This is a genomic window from Rhodococcus sp. CH91, from assembly GCF_022554085.1.
In the GTDB taxonomy this organism is placed as follows: domain Bacteria; phylum Actinomycetota; class Actinomycetes; order Mycobacteriales; family Mycobacteriaceae; genus Rhodococcus.
In genome coordinates this window covers 324,831-348,490 of sequence record NZ_JAKFYR010000005.1, presented here as the reverse complement: position 1 = coordinate 348,490, position 23,660 = coordinate 324,831, and the positions used below count along the sequence as shown (strand labels likewise).

The following is a 23,660-nucleotide window of genomic DNA, read 5'->3' as shown; positions in this document are numbered from 1 at the left end:
AATTGTCATCCTGGATGATGATTATTAGCGTGAGGGCCGTGCAACTGACCCGGTTCACCGATCTCGGACTGAGAGTCGTGATGTATCTCGTCGCCGGTCCGCCGGAGAGCATGCCCAGCACCAGAACGGTCGCGGACCGCCTCGGCCTGTCGTACGCACACACGACGAAGGTCGTCGCCCGCCTCGGCGAACTCGGAGTGGTCACCACACGCCGCGGACGCGGCGGCGGACTCGGCATCACCGAACTCGGCCGCACCGCGAGCCTGGGATGGCTCACCCGGGCTCTCGAAGGCGACGAGGAGGTCGTCGACTGCGAAGGAGCCCAGCCCTGCCCGATGCGTCGCGGGTGCCGGCTCCGCTCGAAGTTGCGAGCGGCGCAGGACGCCTTCTACACCGCCCTCGACGACATCACGATCGCCGACCTCGCCGACTCCGGCGCAGGCACGGTTCTGCTCGACCTCGAAGCACCCGACGGCCGCTGATCCACGGCGACAACGTCGGCACGGTCCATCACCATCCACACGAGGAGTACCTCATGCCGCTCTCGCCCGAATCGAAGGAAGTCATCGCCGCGATCCTCCCCGCAGTGGGTGGCGTCATCGGCGAGATCACACCGCTCTTCTACAGGAAACTGTTCGCCGCCCATCCGGCTCTCGAGAGCGACCTGTTCAACCGCGGCAACCAGAAGCAGGGCGAGCAGCAGAAGGCCCTCGCCGGATCCATCGCGGCGTTCGCGACCCTCCAGCTCGACCCCGACCCCGCACGCGTCGACACGATCCTGTCCCGGATCGCCCACAAGCACGCGTCGCTCGGCATCAAGCCCGACGAGTACTGGATCGTCCACCGGCACCTGTTCGAAGCGATCGTCGAGATCCTCGGCGATGCAGTCACTCCCGAGGTGGCCAAGGCGTGGGACGAGCTGTACTGGCTCATGGCGAACACTCTCGTCTCGATGGAGGACGATCTGTACCGTTCTGCCGGAGTCGAGCCGGGCGACGTGTGGCGCACCGTCCGCGTAGCCGACCGCGCGCACCAGTCCGCGGACACCGTGTCGTTCCTCCTGACCTCGCCCGACGGCTCCCCCCTGCCCACCTTCCGCCCCGGTCAGTATCTGTCCGTCGGTGTGCGACTCCCCGACGGAGCCCGCCAGATCCGCCAGTACAGCCTGACCACCGCCCCCGCGAAGGGCGACTGGCGCATCACCGTCAAGCGCATCCTCGAGACCACCGCTCCCGACGGCACCGTCCTGCCCGCCGGTGAGGTATCGAACTTCCTGTACGACAACATCTTCGAAGGTGACGACCTCCAGGTGACGTTACCCTTCGGCGACCTGGTTCTCGACGACGGCGACTCACCGATCCTGCTGGCGTCCGCCGGGATCGGATGCACCCCGATGATCGGCATGCTCGACCATCTGGCGGAGGTCGGCGACGAACGCCCCGTCTCCGTGTTGCACGCCGACCGGTCCGTCGCGGGCCACGCGCACCGTCGCGAACTCGAGATGCTCGTCGAGCGGATCCCGTCGGCACGGTCGTACCGCTGGTACGAGGACCTCGGCGCCCGCGAGCCGCTCGAGACCGTGCGCGTCGGCCGTGCCGACATCTCCGACCTGCCGCTCCACCCGGACACCCGGGCATATCTGTGCGGCCCCCTCCCGTTCATGCTGTCGCTGCGCGACGCGCTGATCGAGCGCGATGTACCGGCCGGCAACATCCACTACGAGGTGTTCGGACCCGNTCGCTGCGCGACGCGCTGATCGAGCGCGATGTACCGGCCGGCAACATCCACTACGAGGTGTTCGGACCCGACAGCTGGTCGCCTGCTTCCTGATCCGGCGGTGGTGTCCCGGCCAGGTTGCCGGGACACCACCGGACTCGCGGTTAGGCTGCAGGTATGGACTCCGCTGCGGCTGTTCGCCACCGTCGCGGACCCCTCCTCGCACTGCTCGGGGTTCTTCTCGTGGCCGCTGTCGTCGCGCTGTTCCCCTCGTCCCCCGACCCACTCGGAACCGACGCACCGGCCGAACTCTTCAGTGCGGCCCGCGCCGCCGAACACATCGAGGCGATCGCGGCCGGACCGCGGCCGCTCGGTTCTGCTGCCCACACCGCGGCCGGTGACCACCTGGTGACAGTCCTCGAGGAGCTCGGCTGGACGACACGCGTCGAATCCGGCGTCGGGTGGATGGCTCGCGCGAACGAGGCGACACAACGCGGAGCGCGTATCCGGAACATCGTCGCGACGAAAGCCGGGACCGACCCCACCGGCACCGTGATACTCGCGGCGCACTACGACACCGTCCGGGGTTCCCCCGGTGCCGGCGACGACGGCATCGGCGTCGGCACGGTACTCGAGGTGGCACGTGCCCTCGACTCCGGTCGTCCCCAGCGCAACGACGTGGTCGTACTGCTCACGGACGGCGAGGAGAACGGTCTGCTCGGCGCCCAGCTCTTCGCCGGTACGCAGGCCGCGTACACCGGCCCCGTCGTCGTCCTCAACCACGAAGCCCGCGGCAACACCGGAACCCCGAACACCTTCCGGATCACCTCGCCCAACGGCGTCCTCGTCGACGCCCTGGCCGGGTCGCCCGGCGCGAACACCGATTCGCTGACCGAGCTGCTGTTCGAGGCCCTACCGAACGACACCGATTTCCGCCGCTTCGCCGAGAACGGCTACCACGCCTTCGACACCGCGATCTCCGCGGGCGCGGCCTACTATCACAGCCCTCTCGACACCCCCGACCGCCTCAGCCGGAAGTCGCTGCAGCACATGGGCGAGACCTCGCTCACCACAGCTCGGACTCTCGCCGCATCCGATCTGGCGGAGGTCGACGACGGCGGGAACGACGTGGTGACCACCGCGCCGTGGGGACTTCTCCACATGCCGCGATGGGTCGAGACGGTGGGAGCAGTCGTGCTCGCCGGCGTGGTTGCCACGATCGTCGTGCTGCGCATACGCCGCCGCCGCGTCTCGTCGGCGTGGCAGATCGGCGCCGCCGTGGCGGTGTTCGCGTTCGCCGCAGTACTCGCCGCGGGCGCTGCGTGGTTGCCGTGGTGGAGTGCGCAGACGGTCGATCCGGGAATGGCCGCACCGGTCGTCGACGAACCGTACCGTCCGGGCCTCTTCCAGCTCGCTGCCGTCGTCGCTGCCGTGGGGGTGCTCGTCACCGCGCGGTCGTGGTGGGTTCGACGGCGTCCGGCGAGCGCATTCACGTGTGGAGCGCTCGTGCTCGTCGCGATCCTCGCCCTGGCCGGCATTCCCTTCGCAGGTGTCCCCCTGACACTGGTCGTGCTCACGCTTCCGGCGGCACTGGGACTACTGGTGGCACTGCTCCTTCCACGCGACGAGTCGGGATGGCAACTCACCGCCCTCGCCGCGGGCGCCCTCGGTTCGCTGATCTTCGGCCTGCCCGCGGTGTCGGTGTCGTTCGATGCCGGCCTGCTGTACGGAGCGCCGGTGGCAGGCCTGTTCGTCGCGATCACCTTCGCGGCTCTGCTGCCCCTGTGCGAATCGCTACCGGCGACAGGCCCGAGGGTCGCGGTGCCCGCGACGGGCACCGTGGTGATCGCCCTGGTGTGCACGCTGCTGGCCGGTCATCTCAACCGCGACGGCGCGACCGATCCACGCCAGGAATACCTCTGGTACTCGTTCGACTCCGACCGCGGCACCGCGGTATGGGCGTCCCCGGACGCTCCACGATCCGCGTGGAGCGAAACTTTGCTACCGACCGGCCCCGAACCGCTCTCCTCCGCGTTCCCCTGGCGCCGATCCACCCGGATGTTCCACGGACCCGCGCCCGCCGCCGATCTCGGGGCTCCGGAGATCGAAGTACTCGAGGACACCACCGGCGGAAGTACGCGGCAGATTCGACTCCGGCTGACCTCGACGCGGGACGCGCAGGCCGTCGGCCTGTGGGTCGACGGCACGACCGCCCGCGTGCACGGCGCGACGGTGGACGGCTATCGCGCCGAGCCGTCCGAGGAGTTCGGTTTCCTGTTCTGGGCGCCGGGCCCCGACGGAATCGAGGTCGAGTTGACACTGGGCATGCTCGACAACCGGCTGGGCGTCCGCGTCGCCGATCTCGGTGACGACCTGAGCGTCGTCCCCGGATTCGTGCCACCGGCCGACCGAGTGGTGGTGCAGCCGACGGTGGCGGTGACCCGGACGCTGCAGTTGTGAGATCTCACTCCCACTCGTGAACAGGCTTGCCGTCGGACATGTTCCGCACGTAGTCCTCCATCATCCCGAGGAGAGCGGCGCGCCGGTCCTCCCCCGCCGCCTCGCGCCGGGCCACCTGACTCCGCTGCCATGCGGCGCCGGTCTGCCGAGTGAGCGCCCGGCCTTCGACGATGCCCAGATAGCGATCACGGACCGCGGCGGACAATCCGTAGGCCTCGAGGCCCTGGTGCGCGAGCGGTAGCAGGCAGCGCAGGACGAGCTCGTCGGCGCCGACCCATCCGACGCGCGGCCAGTACAGCTTGGCGTCGAGACCGAACTTCGCACCGAGTACGAGATTCCGCTCGGCGGCGTCGAAGCTCAGGTCGCGCCAGAGAGGCTCCTCGGCATCCGTGAGCGCACGCAGTGCGCCGTAGTAGAAAGCCGCGTTGGCCATCGTGTCCAGGATGGTGGGACCCGCCGGGAGCACGCGGTTCTCGACGCGCAGGTGCGGATGGCCGTCGCTGATGTCGTAGACCGGACGGTTCCACCGGTAGATGGTGCCGTTGTGCATCTGCAGCTCACGCAGCTCGGGGATGCGATCGGCGTCGAGCTCGACCATCGGGTCGACATCCGACACCTCCGGCAGCAGTGCGGTGAAATACCGGCAGTTCTCCTCGAACAGGTCGAGGACGGAGTCGATCCATCGCTCGCCGAACCAGACGCGGGGACGGACGCCCTGGTTCCTCAATTCGAGAGGACGGGTGTCGGTGGCCTGCGCGAACAACGGGATCCGGCTCTCGTGCCACAGTGCCTTGCCCGCCAGGAAGGGTGAGTTCGCCGCGAGAGCGACCTGCGCTCCCGCCAGGCACTGGGCGGCGTTCCAGTGGGTCGCGAAATCCTCGGGTGCGACGCGAAGATGCAACTGCAGGGACGTACAGGCCGCCTCGGGAACCACCGAGTTCATATCGGCGCGAAGAGTTTCCACGACATCGCTACCGGGCAGCGGCACCCCGTCGAGATCGAGTTCGATGTCCTCGCCACGCGCCGCGAAGATCTGGTCGTTGAGCGCTTCGTAGCGAGGGTTGGCGGTGATCCGGCCGAGCTCGAGATCGTCGAGTTCGAGCGTCGGCAGCATGCCGATCATCACCAGCTGCGCGTCGTGCAGGTGCATGCGGTCGTCGGCGCGGCGCAGCGAGGACCGGAGTGATTCCTCGAGTTCGAAGGGCTCGTCGCCGGTGAGCCGCCGGGGTTCGACGTTCATCTCGACGTTGAACTGGCCGAGTTCGGTCTGGAAGACGGCGTGATCGTCGATCGCCTGGAGCACTTCGAGGTTCGACATCGCCGGGGACATGTCGTCCCGGACGAGGTTGAACTCGATCTCCATACCGAGGTGAGGTTCGGGTGAGGAGTGCACGTCGACGAAGACGTCCTCGCGGAGCATCCGCTCGAGGGCCTTCATACAGTCGCGAACCTTGCTCCGGAACACTCGCCGGTCTTCGCCGGTGAACGAACGAGCGGATATCTCGGCTCCCAATGAAACCCCCGGATCGGCGCTGTCTGTCGAGCCAAGCCTAGCGCGCGCCTCGCACGGGAGGCGGATCAGACCGAGCGGTGTCCGCCCCAGTCGGTGACGACACCACGGTCGCTCAGCCAGGCGTTCGGATTGATCTTGACGCCGTTGGTGTCCCACACCTCGAAGTGCAGGTGCGGGCCGGTGGACCAGCCCTGGTTGCCGACGGTCGCGATCTGCTGGCCCGCGGACACCCGCTGGCCCGACGACACCTGATAGGTATCCACGTGACCGTAGACCGCGGTGGTGCCGTCGTCGTTGAGGACGCGAACCCACTGGCCGTAACCGGATGCCGCGCCGGCCTCGAGGACGGTTCCGTCGGCGGCGGACTTGATGGGCGTGCCGATCGGCGCAGCGATGTCGATGCCGCCGTGGTGCGAGCCCCAACGCGGACCCCAGTCGGAGGTCAGAGTGCCCGAGACGGGCTGCACGGCGGAGGGTGCGGCCGGGTTGAGCTGATCGAGCCAGTTACCGCCACCGGCGAACTGGTCGAGGAAGCCGGTGACCTCGGCCGGGAGCTCGGGCGCGCCCTGCTCGACCGGGGCGGTGATGCCCGGGATGGCCGGGATCTCGACGCCTTCGGGCAGCAGACCCGCGGGAAGCTCGAACGGCAGGCTGCCGGTGGGCGCCTCGGCCTGGACGTGATCGTGGCCGGGATGGGCGGCGGCGCTGCCCGCGCCGATCTGCCCGCTGACGGCGAAGAAGGCACCCGTGGCGGCGGCAACGGTGGCGGCCTTCACCGGGGCGGAAGGCCCGGTGGGCTCGACGCGGTGGCGACCCTTGCCGGAAGACGGCACACAGATCGTTTCGAGGTCGAGTGCTGCATCTTCGCGTGTGCGCTGGTGGCGTCCCACAGTGTGTCCCTTGTTTCGTCCCGACTTCGACCGGGTATTCACCCGGCCGCTCCTGGCGACCCAAGGTAACAAAACGGTATAGAGAACCGCCAGCGTTACCTTTCCTTTATCCCAATCGGCGGGAACGTACTGGTCGAGCTCCCCGTTCCGGAGCCTCTCGGAGACGGCGCTTGGCTGCGGAGGACACCCGGCGGCTACACTCACAACGCGCCACGGCCGGGCTCGTCCGGCCACGCGCCTCCGTAGCTCAGGGGATAGAGCACCGCTCTCCTAAAGCGGGTGTCGCAGGTTCGAATCCTGCCGGGGGCACCACGAAGACGACCAGGATCTCGTCGCTCCCGCCTCTGCGACCGGCGGGAGCGTTCCGGTCGGTCGAAGGCCCCGCGCGTCGGTCAGTCCAGCGGGGACACCCGGATCAGGTTCCCGTCCGGATCCGTGACCACGAACGTCCGCCCGAACACCTCGTCGTGCGGCGCCTCCACGACCGTCACCCCCTTGCCGACCCACTCGTCGTGGATCGCGTCGACCGCATCGGCCGAACCGGGCACCATCAGGCCCACCTCGGAGAAACGCGGTGCCTCGACGGTCACCTCGCCGGCGCGACCCGACCACAGCGCGAACAGCACTCCGGGTGCTACCTCGAAGGGGACGTACCGCGGGGTCGTCATCTGCGGCGACATGCCGAACAGCGCGCTGTAGAAACGGGTCGCACGTGCGACGTCGGTGACGTAGATCAGGAACAGATTGGGCGTGGACACGGTCATCGATGTCTCCTCGTACACGTTCGTCTTCTCGGATTCGCCACTAGACTGACACCGGAACCCGACAGTTCCTGTCAGGTTTTCCGGAGGAATTTCGAGGGGACCGTGAACAGGCAACAACGGCTGCTGAGCATGCTGGTCGTCCTGCAGGCCCGAAGAAGAGTGACCGCAGCCGAACTCGCGGCGGAATTCGACGTCTCCGAACGCACGGTGCTGCGCGACGTCGCGACCCTCACCGCCGCGGACCTTCCGGTCGTCGCCGAACGGGGGAGATACGGGGGCATCCTTCTGCTCCCCGGGAGACAGGCCGACCTGGGCCGGCTGAGCGCGACCGAAGTGGACGTGCTGCGCGCCGTGGGGGCCGACATGAACCAGGCCCGGCAGCTGGGTGTCGACGCCGCGGCGCGCGATGCCGTCCACAAACTCACCGCCCGCAGCCGACGCGTACCTTCCCCACACGAACAGCGCGAGCCGCTGCTACCGCTGACCGAGGTGGTCACCGTCGACAACCGGGGATGGTTCGCAACCGACGACCGGGTCGATGTCGCCGCACTCACCCGCGACCTGCGTCGCGGACGCCGACTGGCCGTCACCTACCGGTCGAGCGGGCGGCGGGAGGAACGAGAAATCGTCGTGGACCCCTACGGAGTCCTGGCTCGTGGCGGCCGCTGGTATCTGGTGGCGGAGGAGCAGGGTCGACCGCGGCTCTACGCGCTGACCCGTCTGAGCAGCTGGACGGTGCTCGAACAACCCCGCCGCCTCTCCCCCGGCAGAACACTGCCGATGCTGGCGCGCGAACTCGGCGATGCGCTCGAATTGCGCGGGGACGTCGTCGTGACGGCCGAGCTCGCGACGGACCGTCTCGACCTCGCGCACCGCGTTCTCGGAGCCCGTCTGCGCGAGAGCACCACCGGACCACGGCCCGCGACGACCAGGATCACGGTGGCCTACGAGTCGATCGAGGGTGTGCGGCAACTCCTGCAGTTCGGCGACCACATCGAGATCCTCGGCCCACCGGAAGCCCGTGCCCTCGTGGCGGGACTGGCCGAGAACCTTCTCCACCGGCACGCTCCCTAGGGTGGGGAGATGTTCGACGCCCACCTGCACATCGTCGACCCCCCGCTTCCCCCTGGTCGCCAACGACGGTTATCTGCCCGGGCCGTTCACGGTCGACGATTATCTGGCGAGGGTCCGGCATCTCGGCGTCACCGGGGGCGCAGTGGTCTCCGGTTCGTTCCAGGCCTTCGACCACACCTACCTTCTCGACGCGCTCGGCCGGCTCGGTCCGGGCTTCGTCGGAGTGGTGCAACTCCCGGCCACCGTCTCCGACGGGGAGATCCTGCGACTCGACGCGGCGGGCGTGCGGGGCGTGCGCTTCAACGTCCGCCGTGGCGGATCGGCGATGCTGTCCGGCCTCGACCGGCTCGCCCGCCGCGTGCACGATCTCGTCGGCTGGCATTCCGAGTTGTACATCGACTCGCGCGATCTCGGCGCCCTGTACACGACGATCGCCGCGCTGCCCACTGTGTGCATCGACCACCTGGGACTCTCACGGGACGGCCTGCCGGCACTGCTGCGACTCGTGGCAGGCGGAGTTCGGGTGAAGGCCACGGGTTTCGGTCGAGTGGACTTTCCGGTAGCAGATGTCCTGCGGGAGATCGCCCGCACCGATCCCGGTGCCCTGGTGTTCGGCACGGACCTCCCCTCCACCCGAGCACCGCGACCGTTCGAGGACAGCGACATCACACTGCTCGAGGACGCGCTCGGGAGCGACCTCGCCGACGCTGCGCTGCGCCGCAACGCTTCCGCGCTGTATCGGATCGAGACCGAAACCGCCCCTTCGCCTTCGACGACTCGCTAGACTCACGCACGTCATCGGTGCGCGGGACGCGCCGCGGCTCTCCTCGCTGTGGTCGGCACCCGGACGTGACATCCCCCTGTCGAGGAGCAGCCTCATGCCTGCACTGCGCATCCTCCGTAGAGCTCTTGCCGTGGCGGCTCCCGCCGCTGCCGCGATCGTGTTCACAGGTGTGGCGACGGCTGCACCGCCGCAGCCGATGGGCACCGCGATCACCATAGGCTGCATCAATCAGGGCAGCCTCGCATCGTTGACCGCGGTCACGGCCCAGCCCGGGCCGAACGCAGAGCCCGGAATCGCCCCGGGCCACGTGTTGTTCTCGACGCGTGAGGCATTGTGGCCGATCCCGGCAGCAGGCCAGGTCACCGTCGCATGGCTCAACCGCACCAACGGTCGCGCCGGCACAGTGGATCTGGCCCGTGCCTATCCGAACCTGTCCGCCGTGGCGGACACCGGTCCCGGCGAGGTCGTGGCGACGGTGTTCGGATCGGTGAACCTCGCGAGCGGACCACTGTGCAATTCCACTCCCACGGTGGGCGGCTTCACGGTGGGGTGAGGATCGCACGGCACGCTGCGGGCGACCGTCCGATCCGCACGAGCGTCACCGCGGCGAGTACATGATGATCGCGACGCCGACGAGACAGACGAGTGCGCCCGCGACATCCCAGCGGTCCGGCCGGAATCCGTCCATGACCATGCCCCACACCAGCGAACCGGCCACGAACACCCCTCCGTAGGCCGCGAGGATGCGCCCGAAACTCGCGTCCGGTTGCAGGGTGGCGACGAAACCGTAAGCCCCGAGGGCGATCACGCCGGCTCCCATCCAGATCCATCCGCGGTGCTCGCGCACGCCTTGCCACACCAGCCATGCACCCCCGATCTCGAACAGTGCGGCAACGACGAACAGCAGCAACGACTTCAGCACGGTCACAGGGTGCAACTCTAACCCTGGGGCGAGGGCCCCAATTCGATGCGACGCACGGCGTCTCCGACCACCAGGATCGTCACGAGTGCTCGGCGTCCGGGTGGGAGCACTCGCACGGTGACGGAACCGTGTGACACCGAATCGAGTTCGTCGGCGACCGCGCGGCGGATCCGTGCTTGCTCCGCCTCCGGTATCGCGTCCATGCCGTGATCGTCGAGCATCACCACGTCCACGCCACGGCGGCGCGCTGCTTCCGCCGCGTCGACGACGGTCCGATCCTGCAATACCGGTGCCCGGAGTCCGTCCCGCAACCGGGCTTCGAGCAGTACTCCGGCCCGCCGTTCACCGGGGCCGAGTCCTTCTCCGGTGGCGATGCGTTCGAGGAGGGGCCGGGCGAGGGCGTCGAGGCGGTCGAGTTGCGCGTCCCGCTCCTCGAGCACGGCGGCAGCGGCTGCTTGTTCCGCACTGCGTTGCAACGACACCGCGCGCAACACGTAGATCGATCTCGCGAGCGGTCGCAGGGTGAAGGCGAAGAAGGTCGACATCAGTACCGGCGCCGCATTGACGACGGACAGCGACAGACCGGGAGCGATGCCCTGGCCGGTGGCCTGGGTCCAGTACGACGTGGTCGCGATCATGCCGGCCAGACCGATCCACGCGGCGAATGTCCGTCCCCGGACGCACATGAACGTGAAGATCACGGTCGACATCCCCAGCGGCCAGGTCGCGATTCCCGGCGGAGGCGGGGAAGGCAACACCGAGAAGACGAGTGCCGACGAGACCGCTCCGGTGGCGGCGAGCAGAATCGTCACCGTGCGCGGTAGTGGGTCACCCTGCACGCTGACGAGGGCGTATGCCGCGAGGGTGCACACCAGGACGGCCAGCGCGGGAGGCCAGCTCGCGGAAGCATCTTCGGCACCGAATACCGCCAGGATCGAACAGACCACGGCATAGAGAGCCAGGAGCACGCGCGCTGCCGGAGTGCGCATTCCCAGCAGGTCGCGCACGTCGCGGGTCGTCGCGTCGGTCACGGCGCCCGAAGTTCGGCAGGCCCGGTGGGCGCCGGCTCGGACCAGGCCAGTGTCACGGTCGTACCGCCGGGGGCCGAGTCGATCTGCGAGGCACCGCCGGCGAGTGCGCGCATACGGCCGTGGATGCTCGCGCGGATCCCCATCCGGTGGGGATCGACGGCGCGAGGGTCGAATCCGTGGCCGTCGTCGACGACGATGACCCGAACGGATCGCGGCCCCAAGTCCACACGGACCGCTCGGCGGGTGCCGGCTCCCGCGTGACGAACGCTGTTGCGGACGGCTTCGGCCGCGGCGGCGGCGACCGTCCGGATCACCTCACGCGGGTAGTACTGCGAGACAGCATCGCTCACGCAGGCGGTGAAGTCGATGTCCTCGTCGACATCGGAGACTGCCGATCTGAAGCGGGCCAGCACCTGCTCGACATCGAGACTGCGGTCGGTGTCGTCACCGCGTCGCAGCGAGTCGAAGGTCTCCAGCGCCCGCCGGGCCTGGGCCGCGACCGGACCGTCGGTCGTGTCGCGACCCGATGCGAGCAGGGTGGACATCACCTGGTCGTGGACCAGTGCGTCGAACCGTTCACGCTCGACGGTCCGCGCTGCGGCGGTGGCCGCTGCCACGACGGATCGCTCGGTGTCCGCCACCGTCGAATCGAGCACGTGACCCGTGCGGAAGGCGACGATCGCCGCGGCCGAGAACACGCCGCAGAACATGAGCGCGAACGCGAGTTCGGGGACGAAGCGGTAGCCCGTCGTGTCGTGAACCAGCAGATAGTTGGTGCCCTGCACCACGAAGACCACCGTCGCGAGGTAGGTGAGCGCGACCCGTGGCCGCCACGCGGCAGCCGCGGACAAACCTGCCACCCCGGGGAAGACCGACTGCCAGGCCGTACTCGTCGACGCCTCGCCGGTCCAGGCCGGCAGCCACAGGATCGACGCGGCGAGGAAGGCCAGGGCGTTGGCGGACGCGAGTCGCGCGATCCAGCGGACGTCGGAGACGAAAGTCGCCACCCCCAGCGCGATTCCCGTACCGAAGATCGCGAGCAGTGCACACGGCATCCACCACGTCGCGGTGAGGTGCTCCTGCGCCAGCGCAGCGGGTACGACGAACAGCAGATAGAAGAGGTAGCCCGCACAGATGAACCGGCCGAACACCCGGTGGATCCGGTCGGCCGCGGACGGGGGACCCGTCGTGGGCCGGGCGACTCCTGCGGGACGCCGGTGGATCACAGCTCGTCGATGGAGACCACACCGTCCTGCAGAGCGCGGACGAGCAGGGCAGTCTTCGTGGGTGCCGTGCGTCCCACCCGCGCGTACTTCTCGCGGATACGGACGATGTGGGTGCTGACGGTGGCAGCGGTGACGTAGAGGCGCGCGGCGGCCTCGGACTTGGACTCGCAGATCAGCCAGGCCCGAAGGATCTCGATCTCACGAGCCGAGAGTGCAGGCTTCTGTGCCGGGGAGTGTTCGAGCATCGTGGTCATAGCGCGTCCCTACCGAGATGAATACATGGATCCGAGCCGGGTCCCCGACGAACACCGCTTCGAGTGTCCACACGGTACCGGGGAAAGGTGACGCTCCCCCAGACCGATGTTTCTCTGCCCAGGAAACAGTGGGCATCGATAGCGTTGCTAACTACTCGCCGGATGCCCGTCGTGACCCAGCTCGAGGCGGCACACCTCCTCGCCCTCGAGAAGCATCGTCACCATCGCACCTCGAGCGGGCGGAAGCACCCGCACGGTCACCGACCCCGTGCGCACCGAATCCAGCACGTCGACCACTTCGCAGTACACGCGGCGGCGGATCTCGGGAGATGCCGCATCCATCGCCCGGTCGTCGAGCATGACGACCTCCACTCCGCGCCGGCGTGCGGCCGCCGCAGCCTTCTCGACCTCGGGCACCTGGAACACGGGCGCGCGCAGACCGTCACGCAGCCGCGCCTCGAGCAGCCCGCACTCGATCCGCTCGTTGTCGTCGAGCGGCTCCCCCGAGGCGATCCTGGTGAGCAGCGGACGAGCCGAGGCATCGAGGCCGCGGAGGCGGACGTCGCGTTCCTCGAGCGCCGCCGCAGCCGCCGACTCCGCCGCGATCCGCTGCATGGACTGCGCCCGGAGCAGATAGATCGACCGTGCGAGCGGACGGATGGTGTACCCGAACACGGTGCCCATGAGTACGGGCCCCGCACTCGTGATCGTCAATCCCAGGCCGTACGCGGCGCCCGGGCCCGTCAGGTGCGACCACAACGCGGCGACGACGAGCATGAGGATCATCCCGCACCACGCGAGCATCGTCCGTCCCCGCACGCACATGAACACGAGGATCGTCGTGGACATCCCGAAGGGCCACAATTCGATCGGATGTGGCGCCGGCTCCGCGGGCAGCACCCACAACACCGCGGCCGAAGCCACCGCCCCCGCGAACGTCATCGCGACGGCGGGCCGCAGGGGCAGAGGATCTCCTTCCACCACGACGAGCCCGTAGGCGGCTGCCACGCAGACGATCACGGCGACGGCGAGAGGCCATCGGGTCTCGGCGTCGGGAGCGGTGTTCATCGCGAGCACCGCACAGGTCACCGCGTACAGGACGGCGAAGGCCCGTGCGGCAGGACTGTGCATCCGCAGCAGATCGGAGACGGTCGAGTTCGCCGAGTTCATGCGACCGGATCCCGCCACGACAACAGCACCCGTGTCCCCTCCCCCGGAGCGGACTGTACGACCACCCGGCCCCCGGGCAAGCGTCGCATCCGGCCGCGGATGCTCACCTCGAGACCGAGCCGGTGCGGATCGACCGCGTTCGGTTCGAAACCCCTGCCGTCGTCCACGATCTGCACCGCGATGCACCGGGGGGCCACCTCGGCCTCGACCGTCCGCGTGGCGTCGTCACCCGCGTGACGCAGGCTGTTGCGCACGGCTTCGGCGAGCGCTGCGGCAGTCGCACGTACCGGCCCGGGCGGGAACGACGTGCCGTCGCAGTCCGGATCGATACGACCGGTGAAGGCGATGTCCTCGTCGGCCTCCGTGGCCGCCGAGCGCAGCCGGGCGACCACCGCGGTGGCGTCGAGCGCCGTATTCCGATCGGTGCCCTGCCTCAACTCGTCGAGTTCGGCAAGGGTGCGCTCGGCCTGCTGGACGAGGGAGTCCTGGGGCGCACGCCGCGATGCCGCCAGCAGGGTGGACATCACGCGATCGTGGACGAGGGCGTCGAAACGTTCGCGCTCGGCGTTCCGCGCCTCGGCAGCTGCTGCGGCAGCCGCCGCAGCCTGGGTGGCGACGATCGTCTCGTCGAGAGTGCGCCCCGTGCCGAGCCCCACCACCGCGGCGGAGAGGAAGACGGCACAGAACACGAGAGCGAACGCCAGATCGGGCACGAGGAAATGACCGAAGGGCGCATCCCGCACCAGATGGTTCGCGGATTGCGCGAGACCGACGGCGAGGATCATGTGGCCGAAGGCTTGCCGGGGCCGCCATGCCACCGCGGCGGCCAGGGAGGTGACACCGGGGAACGCGGTGAACCACAACGACTGATCCTGCGGGATCACCGTGTCGTTCCATGCCACGAACCACAATGCGACCGCCACGATGTAGGTGAGGGCGCTGATCGTGGCGGCCTGCCTCATCCGCTTCTCGCCCCGGAACGACGCGATACCCAGCGCGGCACCGGAGCCGAAGATCGCGACGGTCGCGACGGGGGTCCACCACACCGCCGTGAGCACCGACTGGTCGACGATCTGCGGGGCGAGCAACGCGAGATAACAGGCGTAGCCGATCGCGAGGAATCTCGCGAACACCCGGCGAAGACGGTCGGCAGCGGTACCACGGTCGATCCGGCGTCCTCTCCCGGATCGGACCTGCTCCTCAGCGCCGGCGGACATCCGGCCGTTCGGGTATGGGGAGCCAGCCGTCCTCGACGGCACGCTTGTACAGGTCCGTCTTCGTGGGAGCGGGCCGCCCCGCTTCGGCGTATTTCTGACGGATCCGTTGCAGATAGTCGTTGACGGTCTGCGGGGCGAGACCGGTCAGGCGGGCCACCCGGTCGAGTTTCTCTCCCGATGCGTAGAGCTCGAGCACTTCGAGCTGACGCGGGCTCAGTCCCACATCGTGGAGGTCGGGGTCGCCGTCGATCGCCGCCGCCCATTCGGTGCTCGCCACCTGCCCTCCCGCAGCAGCCACACGGATCGCGTCGATCACCACGGCGGCCGGTTCGGATTTCCGCACCACCCCCAGCACACCGGCCCGAGCCGCCGAACGCAGCAGGAACGGATTCTCGGCACCCGTGAAGACCAGTGTCTCGAGTCCTGCGGCCCGCAACTGCTCGACGTTGCTCTTCGGCGAGGATCCGTCGGACAACCGGAGGTCGAGCACGGCCAGATCCAGGTCGATACCCTGCGCGAGCAGTTCCGAGACGGTGGCGGCGGTGCACACCAATTCGAGATCGGACTCGTCGGCGAGCATCGAAGCGAATCCGAGCACCACCGATTCGTGGTCCTCGACCAGTCCGATCCGACGGACGACACACCGCGAGTGCTCGGCCATCCTTGCCTCCCGTAATGCCCGATTACCCGACTCCGAAGGAACGTTAGCAGCCGGAGCCCGTTTCCTCTTCTCTCGTCACCGTCGACGCGTCGATGTCGTCGCGGAAACCACGCCAGCTGGCGTGGCGCACACGGTCCCCTTCCGTCCACCCACCGAACCGCACCTCGCCCACCAGTTCGGGACGCAGCCACACCGCGTCGCGACGCTCCGCGGCCGGCACCTCGTTCGCGAAAGGACTCGTCCGGCGCTTCAGCCCTTTGACAGCCTGCGTCACCGACTGCAGTGTCGAATCGTCGAAACCCGTACCCACCTTGCCGACGTACACGAACTCACCGTCCTCGTCGTACACGCCGAGCAGCAGCGAACCGAAGGTCGATGCCCGGTTACCGCGACCGCGACGGTAGCCACCGAGCACGACGGTCTGCGTGAGCCAGTTCTTCGATTTGATCCATCCGGCTCCGCGTCTGCCCGGCAGGTACACCGAGTCCCGGCGCTTCGCGACCACGCCCTCCCAGTTCTCCGCGCGGCTCCGGGCAAGGGCATCGGATCCGTCGCCGGGAAGCAGGTCCGGAACGATCAGCCCGTCCGCCGCGGCCGCGAGGGCCTCGAGGACGGAACGACGATCGTCGTAGGTCTTGCGCAGCAGCGACACCCCGTCGAGATACAGCACGTCGAACACGCGGTATTCGTAGTTCACTCCTCGCTGCAGCATCGAGAAGCTCGTCACTCCCGAACCGTCCACCGCGACGATCTCGCCGTCGAGCACGGCCCGGTGGCCGTCGAGGATCGTGGGGAGTTCGGCGAGTTTCGGATAGTCACCGGTGACGTCGCGCCCGGACCTGCTGCGCAGTTTCACGGTGCCGTCCTCGATCTCGGCGACGGCACGGTATCCGTCCCACTTTCCCTCGAACGCCCAGTGCTCGGCTTCGAGTCCGGAGACGTCCCCCGGCGTCGCGAGCATGGGCGAGAGATCGTGCGGGAAGGCCTTCACCCGCCCGGATCGCTCCCCGGATGCGGCGTCCGGATCCGGTTCCGACTGGTCCTTCATGCGGTGGGCCAGCCATTGATCCTTCTCCGTGCGGATCAACGCGTACCGCCCCTCGATCCGCTCGCCGTGGAAGCGCACGATCACCTCGTCGTCCCGCCACTTCTCGGTGTCGTAGGTTCCGGTGTCCCACACGGTCATACTGCCTGCGCCGTATTCACCCTTCGGGATCGTCCCGTGGAATGTCAGGTACTCGATGGGATGATCCTCCGTGCGCACGGCGAGGTTGTTCCGCCCGGGCGTTTCCGGGAGGTTCTTCGGCACCGCCCACGACGCGAGCACACCGTCGCGTTCGAGTCGCAGGTCGTAGTGCAGGCGACGCGCATGATGTTCCTGGATGACGAACCGGTTTCCGGGACCGTCCGAAGAGACCCCTGCGGGCACGGGTTCGGGAGTGCGGTTCGCGTCCCGCTTGCCGCGATAGGCGTCGAGAGCATCACCATCGGGGGTTACACCGGTGCCGAGCGGCGGGTCGAGTCCGGCGAGCAGATCCCCGAACTCCTCGATCCGGGCGAGGACGTCTCGGAGCTGCAGATGCGCGAGATCGGGGTCGTCCAGTTCGTCCCAGCTGCGCGGCGCGGCGACCCACGGTTCGTCGCGGCCGCGCAGCGAGTACGGAGCCACCGTCGTCTTCGACCCGTTGTTCTGGCTCCAGTCGACGAAGACCTTGCCCTCGCGCACCGACTTCGCCATCGTCGCGGTGACCAGATCGGGGTGGGTCGTCTCGAGGTTCCGCGCGACCTGCTTCGCCACCTTCGATGCTCCTACCGAGGACAGCATCCGGTCGAGCGGAACGTACAGGTGGATCCCCTTGCTGCCGCTGGTGACCGGATACGCCGTCCAGCCGAGCTCCGCCACCGTGTCGCGCACACGACGAGCGACCTCGGCGCATTCGACCAGCCCCACGCCGGGTCCGGGGTCGAGATCGAAGACGATGCGCGTCGCGGGGCCGGGCCGTTCGCCGTCGAATCGCCACTGGGGCACATGCAGTTCGAGAGCAGCCTGCTGTCCGAGCCACACCAGTCCCGCCACGGAATCGAACAGCGGGTAGGTCACGCGCCGATCCTTGTGGTGCACGGTGCGCCGATCGAGCCACGACGGCGCGTGATCCGGCAGGTTCTTCTCGAAGAAGGACGGCTCGCCGATGCCGTTCGGCCAGCGTTTGCGGGTCGCCGCCCGTCCGGCGATGTGCGGGAGCATCACCTCGGCGACCGCTTCGTAGTACTCGACGACCTCACCCTTGGTCGTCCCGGTGTGCGGATACAGCACCTTGTCGAGATTGGTCAGCGTGATGCGGTGACCGTCGACGGTTCGGGTCGGCATGGTTCGGATTGTGCCAAGCCGGACCCGACTCGGCGCGGCGACTACGCGGACGAACAATCACGATGTGTGCCGAGACCCCGCGCCCGGGCAGGGGGTGTGCGGGCGGCGGGGTCCGGCATCGCCGGAGGTGAACGGCTTCGGGCTCACCCCAGCGGCGGCAATCGTCCATGCAGGGGGGTGACGGGCGATCACCGATTCCTTCAGCCTACGCCGCCTGGGTCCCGCCGGTGAGGAACTCCTTCGCACGACGAGGAACGGCGGAGCAGGTCGCTGTTCCGGCCCCCTGCGCCGGATGTTCTCCTGCCCCGCCTGCCCAGGGTGCTCACTGCCGAGCACCTCGGCTTCTCGACGACGGGCCGTCTCAGACCGCCCGCGGATCCCAGGTGGACACGGCCCAGATCACCACCACATCCAGCGCGATGATGAGGATCGACCACCACGGGTAGTACGGCAACCACAAGAAGTTGGCCACGATCGACAGCGCCGCGAGGACGACGGCGATCACGCGTGCCCAGGACGCCCCGAGGGCCAAGGCGATGCCCACGAGTGTCAGGACGACACCGAAGCCGATGTGGATCCATCCCCAGGTCGTGAAGTCGAAGGCGAACAGGTACTCCTGGCCCCCGATGAAGATCTCGTCCCCGGCCACTGCGGACAGTCCCTGGAAGAACTGGACCAGACCTACGGTAGCGAGAACGACTCCGGCGCCGATCGACACGCCGGACGCGATCCCCTGTTCGACGCTCAGGGACTCGGCATCCGGAGCGACACCGCCCTGATATTGATGGGCACCCGTGGACATGACGTTCTCCCTCACCGATCCTGGGCGTCGAATTGCTCGAACCCCAGCACGATCGTGCTCGAGTCGAGCAGCGGTGACGCATCGAAACCGTGCGCCCGGAGGGCGATTCGACGGGAGATCGGGTGGACATCATGCGACCTCGCCGATGCAGCCGTGGCCCTTGTCGAGCGATGGACGAACTCATGGTATGCCTCGATCAGATCGAATACCGCGGAATTCGGCAGGAAGACACCAGGAGAGACACCGGCGCGCCGGGATACCCTCGGTGAGTCGCTGATTCGGATACGTGATCTCCGCGGTGCCGTCGGGTACCGGTCCGAGGTCACTCGCCCGGGCCGGCTCCGTTCTCGCCGTAGCGCCGGGCGAAGGTGTCGAGCGACGACTGCAGGTCGCCGTGCAGAGCGCGTGCCACACCCGACCCGATGGGGCCGAACAGGGGCGCGCCCCCGAGGTCGATCTTCATCGACAGTGTCGAACCGTCACCGCGCGGTGCCACGGAGAGTCGCATCGAGAACTTGGTGCCGCCCTTTCCCGATCCCTTCAGGACCACGTGGTGCGGCGCGTCCAGTTCGACGATCGTCCATCTGACGCGGTTGCGCATGCCTTTGACCGACACCACCGATTCCAGTGCGGTGCCCTCGGCGAGGCTGCCGGGGAGGTCGCTGCGCCAGCCGTCGTGGATGCTCAGCCACTCGCCGAACGATTCGAGACGGGAGGCGTGCTCCCACGCGGCGTGCGGATCGAGCGGAAGATCGGTGGACACTTCGAGTTTCGCCATGGCCGACAACACTAGACGGTGCTGTCCAGGAGGGCCGTCGACGACACACGGCTGCCCCCTCCTGCGCAGGAGGGGGCAGCCGCGGTGAGCATTACCGGCCGACTTCGGCGGTCAGTGCGAAACCACCTTCTCCACACCGACGCCGGTGAGCGAACGGACTTCCATCTCCGCCTGCTTGAACCGATCCTCCTGCTTACGGCGCCCGACATAGGTTCCGACGGCACCGAGGGCGAACGCGAGCGGGATCGAGACGATGCCCGGATTCGACAACGGGAACCAGGAGAAGTCCACATCGGGGAACATCGCCGACGGCGAACCGGACACCGCGGGCGAGAACACGATGAGCACGAGGCAGCTGATCAGACCGCCGTAGATGCTGAACAGGGCGCCGGTGGTGTTGAACCTGCGCCAGAACAGCGAGTACAGCAGTGTGGGCAGGTTCGCCGAGGCGGCGACCGCGAAGGCCAGTGCCACCAGGAACGCGATGTTCTGTCCCATGGCGAGGATGCCGAGGACGATCGAGACCAGCCCGATCACGACGACGGTGATCCGCGAGACCCGCACCTGCTCGTCCTCGGTGGCCTTGCCCCGCTTGATGACGCTGGCGTAGATGTCGTGGGCGAAGGACGCCGACGCGGTGATGGCGAGCCCTGCGACGACCGCGAGGATGGTGGCGAATGCGACGGCCGAGATGATCGCGAGGAACAGGGTGCCGCCGAGTTCGAAGGCCAGCAACGGGGCCGCCGCGTTCTCCTTGCCGGGAGCGGCAAGGATCGCGTCGGGTCCGACCATCTTCGCGGCACCGTAGCCGAGGACGAGGGTGAACAGGTAGAAGGCGCCGATGAGCGCGATCGCCCAGGTGACCGAGCGACGTGCCTCCTTGGCGGTGGGCACCGTGTAGAAGCGCATCAGCACGTGGGGAAGACCGGCGGTGCCGAGCACGAGCGCGAGGCCGAGAGAGATGAAGTCGATCCGCGACATGTCGCTGATGCCGTACTTGGCGCCCGGCGCGAGAACGTCACGCTGTGCGACCGCCTCGTCCGACGAGCCCGCGACCATGGCCTGGGCGTCGGCGAGCAACTGGGAGAAGTTGCCGCGCACCGCGAACAGGACGAGCACGAACATCAGACCAGCTCCGGCGATGAGAAGCACGGCCTTGACCATCTGCACGTAGGTCGTGCCCTTCATTCCTCCGATGAGGACGTACACGATCATCAGTACACCGACCACCGCGACGACGATGCCCTGGCCGACCTTGCCTTCGATATCGAGCAGCAACGCCACCAGGCCACCGGCCCCGGCCATCTGTGCGAGCAGGTAGAACAGCGACACCGCGAGCGTCGACAACGCCGCGGCCATCCGCACCGGCCGTTCCTTGAGCCGGAAGCTCAGCACGTCGGCCATCGTGAATCTGCCCGTGTTGCGCAGCAGCTCGGCGACGAGCAGCAGCGCGACGAGCCAGGCGACGAGGAAGCCGATGGAGTACAGGAATCCGTCGTATCCGTAGACGGCGATCGCACCCGCGATACCGAGGAACGACGCGGCCGACAGATAGTCGCCGGCGATCGCGAACCCGTTCTGCGGACCCGAGAACTGGCCGCCACCGGTGTAGAAGTCGGAGGCCTTCCGGGTCGTGCGGCTGGCCTTGATGACCAGGCCCATCGTCACGACGACGAACGCGACGAAGATGGCGATGTTGAGGAGCGGATTCCCGATGTCGGTTCCACTCTGCGCGAGAACGGTCACTGCTGCGGTCCTTCCAGTTCTTCACGGATCGCGGCGGAACGCGGATCGAGCTCCCGTCCGGCGAATTTCACGTACACGGCGGTGATGACGAAGGTCGTGACGAATTGACCGAGGCCGAGCAGCAACCCGACGTTGACGTTGCCGAGGACCTTCGTGGCCATGAACTCGTCCGCGTACGTGGCCAGCAGGACGTAGAGGGCGTACCAGGCCAGGAAGAACGCCGTCACCGGGAACACGAAGCGGCGCAGCCGGCTGCGCAGCTCCTGGAACTCGGGGCTCTCCTGCATCGCGACGAACTCCTGCGGCGTCGGAGTTCGCCGCTGGGGTACGTCGCTCTCACTGAGGGGTGCTGTGGCCACTTCCGACTCCTTGATGGTCGTGTGAGGTGAGGATGGTCACAACGCTAATGAGATGACGGTCACACGCACAGAGGTCGGAAACGGCAGAACGCCGAGGTGCGCAGTCGTGCGACGAACGGTCGCCTCACCGCGACGAACGGCGGCCGTCTTCGGGACCGGCAGGCCCCCGGTCGCCGAACGCACCGAGTTCACGATCCCGGCCCATGCCGAGCCGCTCGGGCACGTGCATGCGGGAGAAGGTCCGGCCCACGTCTGCGGGCACCCGCCGGCGCGTCGCCAGACTCACCACGATCATCGTCACGAACGCCAGCGGAACGCTCAGCGCGGCAGGATAAGCCGACAGCACCGTCGGCCACCCGCCCGCTACCGACGGATCGATGGGCAGGAGCACGGTCGCCAGCGCGGCACCACCTGCGACGAGACCACCGACGATCATTCCCGCCGCCGCGCCCGCCGCAGTGAGGCCGCGCCACCAGATCCCCAGCACCAGCAGCGGGCACAGTGTGGACGCGGCGATCGCGAAGACCTGCCCCACCGAGCGCGACAGGTCGAGCGAGGTGACCGACAGTGCCAGTACGAGAGGAACCACGCCGGCGAAGACCGCGGCGATCCGGAAGTCGCGCACCCGCCCACGCAGCACATCCGTGGACAGCACGCCTGCGACACTGACCAGCAGGCCGGAGGAGGTCGACAGGAAGGCCGCGATCGCGCCCGAGGCGACCAGCGCCGCGAGCAGTTGTCCGCCCCAGCCGGACAACACCGAACCCGGCAGCAGCAGCACCGCGGCGTCGGACCGTCCCGTGATGAGCAACTGCGGGACGTACAGCCGCGCGAACACGCCCAGCAATGTCGGGAACAGGTAGAACAATCCGAGCAGGCCGATCACGGCGAACGACGTCATGCGGGCCGCGCGACCGTCCGGGTTCGTATAGAACCGCACGAGCACGTGGGGCAACCCCATGGTCCCGAGGAAGGTGGCGAGCATCAGCGAGTAGACCTGGAACATCGGGTGTTCGCTGCTCGCCCCCAGTCCGGCTCCCGGCGACGCCCAGGTGTCGTTGTCGGAGGGCGCACCGGCCACCACCGGCACCGGCGATCCCGCCTCGAGGACGAGTTCGGTGCCGGCGCCGAGGACGTGCTCCCCCGGTTCGAGCTCGAATTCACCGGCGACCGGCCGGCCGTCGACCTCTCCGGTCACCACGACCGGCAACGCTTCGGCGACCTGCACGACGACGTCGATCGTCACGTCGACGGTCGTCGTCTCTGCGACGGTCGGCGGCAGGGGTTCGTCGACACCCCTGTGATCGCCGACGAAGTGCACCACGAGGACCAGCGCCGGCAGGGCGACGGCGGTGAGTTTGAGCCAGTACTGGAAGGCCTGCACGAAGGTGATCGACCGCATCCCCCCGCCGACCACATTCGCCACGACGATCACGCCGACCACCGCGATCCCCACCCAATCCGGCACTCCCAGAAGGATGTCGAGGGCGAGCCCGGCACCCTGGAACTGCGGGACCAGATACAGGATGCAGATGATCGCCACCACCATCATCGCCAGGCTGCGCAGCCACTTCTCCCCCAGGCGGAACTCCGCGAAGTCCGGGACGGTGTAGGCGCCCGAACGTCGCAGGGGCGCAGCGACGAACAGCAGCAAGCCCAGATATCCGGCCGTGAAGCCCACGGGATACCACAACGCGTCGGCACCGAACTTGGCGACGAGTCCCGCCACGCCGAGGAACGACGCGGCCGACAGATACTCACCGGAGATGGCCGCCGCGTTCCAGCGAGGGCCCACGCTGCGCGACGCGACGAGGAAATCCGAGGTGGTGCGCGCCATCCGCACGCCGTACACACCGATCGCGACGGTGGCGACCGCCGCGGCGACGAGACCGACGACGGTGGCGACGGGAATCGATCCGCTCATG

At 68.2% G+C, this 23,660-nt stretch carries 21 protein-coding genes, 1 tRNA gene and 1 pseudogene; 7 read left to right on the top strand and 16 right to left on the bottom strand.

Annotated features, from left to right (window positions below):
• Positions 1–38 precede the first annotated feature (38 nt).
• The 3 genes from MOM01_RS12835 (at position 39) to MOM01_RS12825 (ending at position 4,176) form a co-directional block, all read left to right on the top strand.
• Positions 39–482: an RrF2 family transcriptional regulator gene (locus MOM01_RS12835; RefSeq protein WP_241385806.1), complete on the top strand. Its 444-nt coding sequence runs from the start codon at positions 39–41 to the stop codon at positions 480–482.
• 53 nt (positions 483–535) lie between these two features.
• On the top strand, positions 536–1,756 hold the full coding sequence (locus MOM01_RS12830) for a globin domain-containing protein (RefSeq protein WP_241385805.1): 1,221 nt from the start codon (positions 536–538) through the stop codon (positions 1,754–1,756).
• A gap of 137 nt (positions 1,757–1,893) precedes the next feature.
• On the top strand, positions 1,894–4,176 hold the full coding sequence (locus tag MOM01_RS12825) for a M28 family peptidase (RefSeq protein WP_241385804.1): 2,283 nt from the start codon (positions 1,894–1,896) through the stop codon (positions 4,174–4,176).
• Between the two features lie 4 nt (positions 4,177–4,180).
• Here MOM01_RS12825 and MOM01_RS12820 read toward each other — a convergent pair whose 3' ends face one another.
• Together MOM01_RS12820 and MOM01_RS12815 are read right to left on the bottom strand one after the other, a co-directional pair.
• Entirely contained in the window at positions 4,181–5,689 is a 1,509-nt protein-coding gene (locus tag MOM01_RS12820) for a glutamate-cysteine ligase family protein (RefSeq protein ID WP_241385803.1), read from the bottom strand.
• A gap of 65 nt (positions 5,690–5,754) precedes the next feature.
• Complete coding sequence (locus MOM01_RS12815; RefSeq protein ID WP_241385802.1) at positions 5,755–6,579, bottom strand: M23 family metallopeptidase; 825 nt, start codon at positions 6,577–6,579, stop codon at positions 5,755–5,757.
• A 236-nt stretch (positions 6,580–6,815) separates the two neighbouring features.
• Here MOM01_RS12815 and MOM01_RS12810 point away from each other — a divergent pair.
• Positions 6,816–6,891 (top strand) — tRNA-Arg (locus MOM01_RS12810).
• A gap of 80 nt (positions 6,892–6,971) precedes the next feature.
• Here the strand turns inward: MOM01_RS12810 and MOM01_RS12805 are convergent.
• Positions 6,972–7,343 carry a VOC family protein gene (locus MOM01_RS12805; RefSeq protein WP_241385801.1) on the bottom strand — a complete coding sequence of 124 codons (372 nt, stop codon included), beginning with the start codon at positions 7,341–7,343 and terminating at the stop codon, positions 6,972–6,974.
• A 102-nt stretch (positions 7,344–7,445) separates the two neighbouring features.
• Between MOM01_RS12805 and MOM01_RS12800 the strand changes: the two genes are divergently transcribed.
• From MOM01_RS12800 to MOM01_RS12790, 3 genes and pseudogenes are all read left to right on the top strand, one after another.
• Positions 7,446–8,417: a helix-turn-helix transcriptional regulator gene (locus MOM01_RS12800; protein ID WP_241385800.1), complete on the top strand. Its 972-nt coding sequence runs from the start codon at positions 7,446–7,448 to the stop codon at positions 8,415–8,417.
• 9 nt (positions 8,418–8,426) lie between these two features.
• A pseudogene (locus MOM01_RS12795) lies at positions 8,427–9,201 on the top strand (amidohydrolase family protein).
• Between the two features lie 94 nt (positions 9,202–9,295).
• A complete protein-coding gene (locus tag MOM01_RS12790) occupies positions 9,296–9,754 on the top strand; it encodes a hypothetical protein (protein ID WP_241385799.1) in 459 nt (152 codons plus the stop codon).
• Positions 9,755–9,799: 45 nt separating this feature from the next.
• On the opposite strand, the gene MOM01_RS12785 is transcribed toward MOM01_RS12790, so the two are convergent.
• From MOM01_RS12785 to MOM01_RS12725, 13 genes are all read right to left on the bottom strand, one after another.
• Positions 9,800–10,129 carry a YnfA family protein gene (locus MOM01_RS12785; protein ID WP_241385798.1) on the bottom strand — a complete coding sequence of 110 codons (330 nt, stop codon included), beginning with the start codon at positions 10,127–10,129 and terminating at the stop codon, positions 9,800–9,802.
• A gap of 11 nt (positions 10,130–10,140) precedes the next feature.
• A complete protein-coding gene (locus MOM01_RS12780; protein WP_241385797.1) occupies positions 10,141–11,154 on the bottom strand; it encodes a hypothetical protein in 1,014 nt (337 codons plus the stop codon).
• Entirely contained in the window at positions 11,151–12,380 is a 1,230-nt protein-coding gene (locus MOM01_RS12775; protein WP_241385796.1) for a sensor histidine kinase, read from the bottom strand. The genes MOM01_RS12780 and MOM01_RS12775 overlap by 4 nt, the downstream gene beginning before the upstream one ends.
• On the bottom strand, positions 12,377–12,634 hold the full coding sequence (locus MOM01_RS12770; RefSeq protein ID WP_241385795.1) for a LuxR C-terminal-related transcriptional regulator: 258 nt from the start codon (positions 12,632–12,634) through the stop codon (positions 12,377–12,379). Before MOM01_RS12770 ends, MOM01_RS12775 begins: the two co-directional genes overlap by 4 nt.
• Before the next feature lie 147 nt (positions 12,635–12,781).
• On the bottom strand, positions 12,782–13,804 hold the full coding sequence (locus MOM01_RS12765) for a hypothetical protein (protein ID WP_241385794.1): 1,023 nt from the start codon (positions 13,802–13,804) through the stop codon (positions 12,782–12,784).
• Entirely contained in the window at positions 13,801–14,937 is a 1,137-nt protein-coding gene (locus MOM01_RS12760; protein WP_241385793.1) for a sensor histidine kinase, read from the bottom strand. The genes MOM01_RS12765 and MOM01_RS12760 overlap by 4 nt, the downstream gene beginning before the upstream one ends.
• 67 nt (positions 14,938–15,004) lie before the next feature.
• Complete coding sequence (locus MOM01_RS12755; RefSeq protein ID WP_241385792.1) at positions 15,005–15,682, bottom strand: response regulator transcription factor; 678 nt, start codon at positions 15,680–15,682, stop codon at positions 15,005–15,007.
• A 43-nt stretch (positions 15,683–15,725) separates the two neighbouring features.
• Positions 15,726–18,050, bottom strand: coding sequence for an ATP-dependent DNA ligase (locus MOM01_RS12750; protein ID WP_241385791.1), 2,325 nt, complete (start codon positions 18,048–18,050; stop codon positions 15,726–15,728).
• 361 nt (positions 18,051–18,411) lie between these two features.
• Complete coding sequence (locus tag MOM01_RS12745) at positions 18,412–18,852, bottom strand: DUF7144 family membrane protein (RefSeq protein WP_241385790.1); 441 nt, start codon at positions 18,850–18,852, stop codon at positions 18,412–18,414.
• Between the two features lie 322 nt (positions 18,853–19,174).
• A complete protein-coding gene (locus MOM01_RS12740; RefSeq protein WP_241385789.1) occupies positions 19,175–19,630 on the bottom strand; it encodes a type II toxin-antitoxin system Rv0910 family toxin in 456 nt (151 codons plus the stop codon).
• Positions 19,631–19,741: 111 nt separating this feature from the next.
• The gene (locus tag MOM01_RS12735) at positions 19,742–21,376 is read right to left on the bottom strand and encodes a solute symporter family protein (protein WP_241385788.1); all 1,635 of its coding nucleotides are present in this window, start codon (positions 21,374–21,376) and stop codon (positions 19,742–19,744) included.
• Complete coding sequence (locus MOM01_RS12730; RefSeq protein WP_241385787.1) at positions 21,373–21,735, bottom strand: DUF485 domain-containing protein; 363 nt, start codon at positions 21,733–21,735, stop codon at positions 21,373–21,375. The genes MOM01_RS12735 and MOM01_RS12730 overlap by 4 nt, the downstream gene beginning before the upstream one ends.
• Before the next feature lie 124 nt (positions 21,736–21,859).
• Positions 21,860–23,659, bottom strand: coding sequence for a sodium/solute symporter (locus tag MOM01_RS12725; RefSeq protein WP_241385786.1), 1,800 nt, complete (start codon positions 23,657–23,659; stop codon positions 21,860–21,862).
• Position 23,660: the final 1 nt, after the last annotated feature.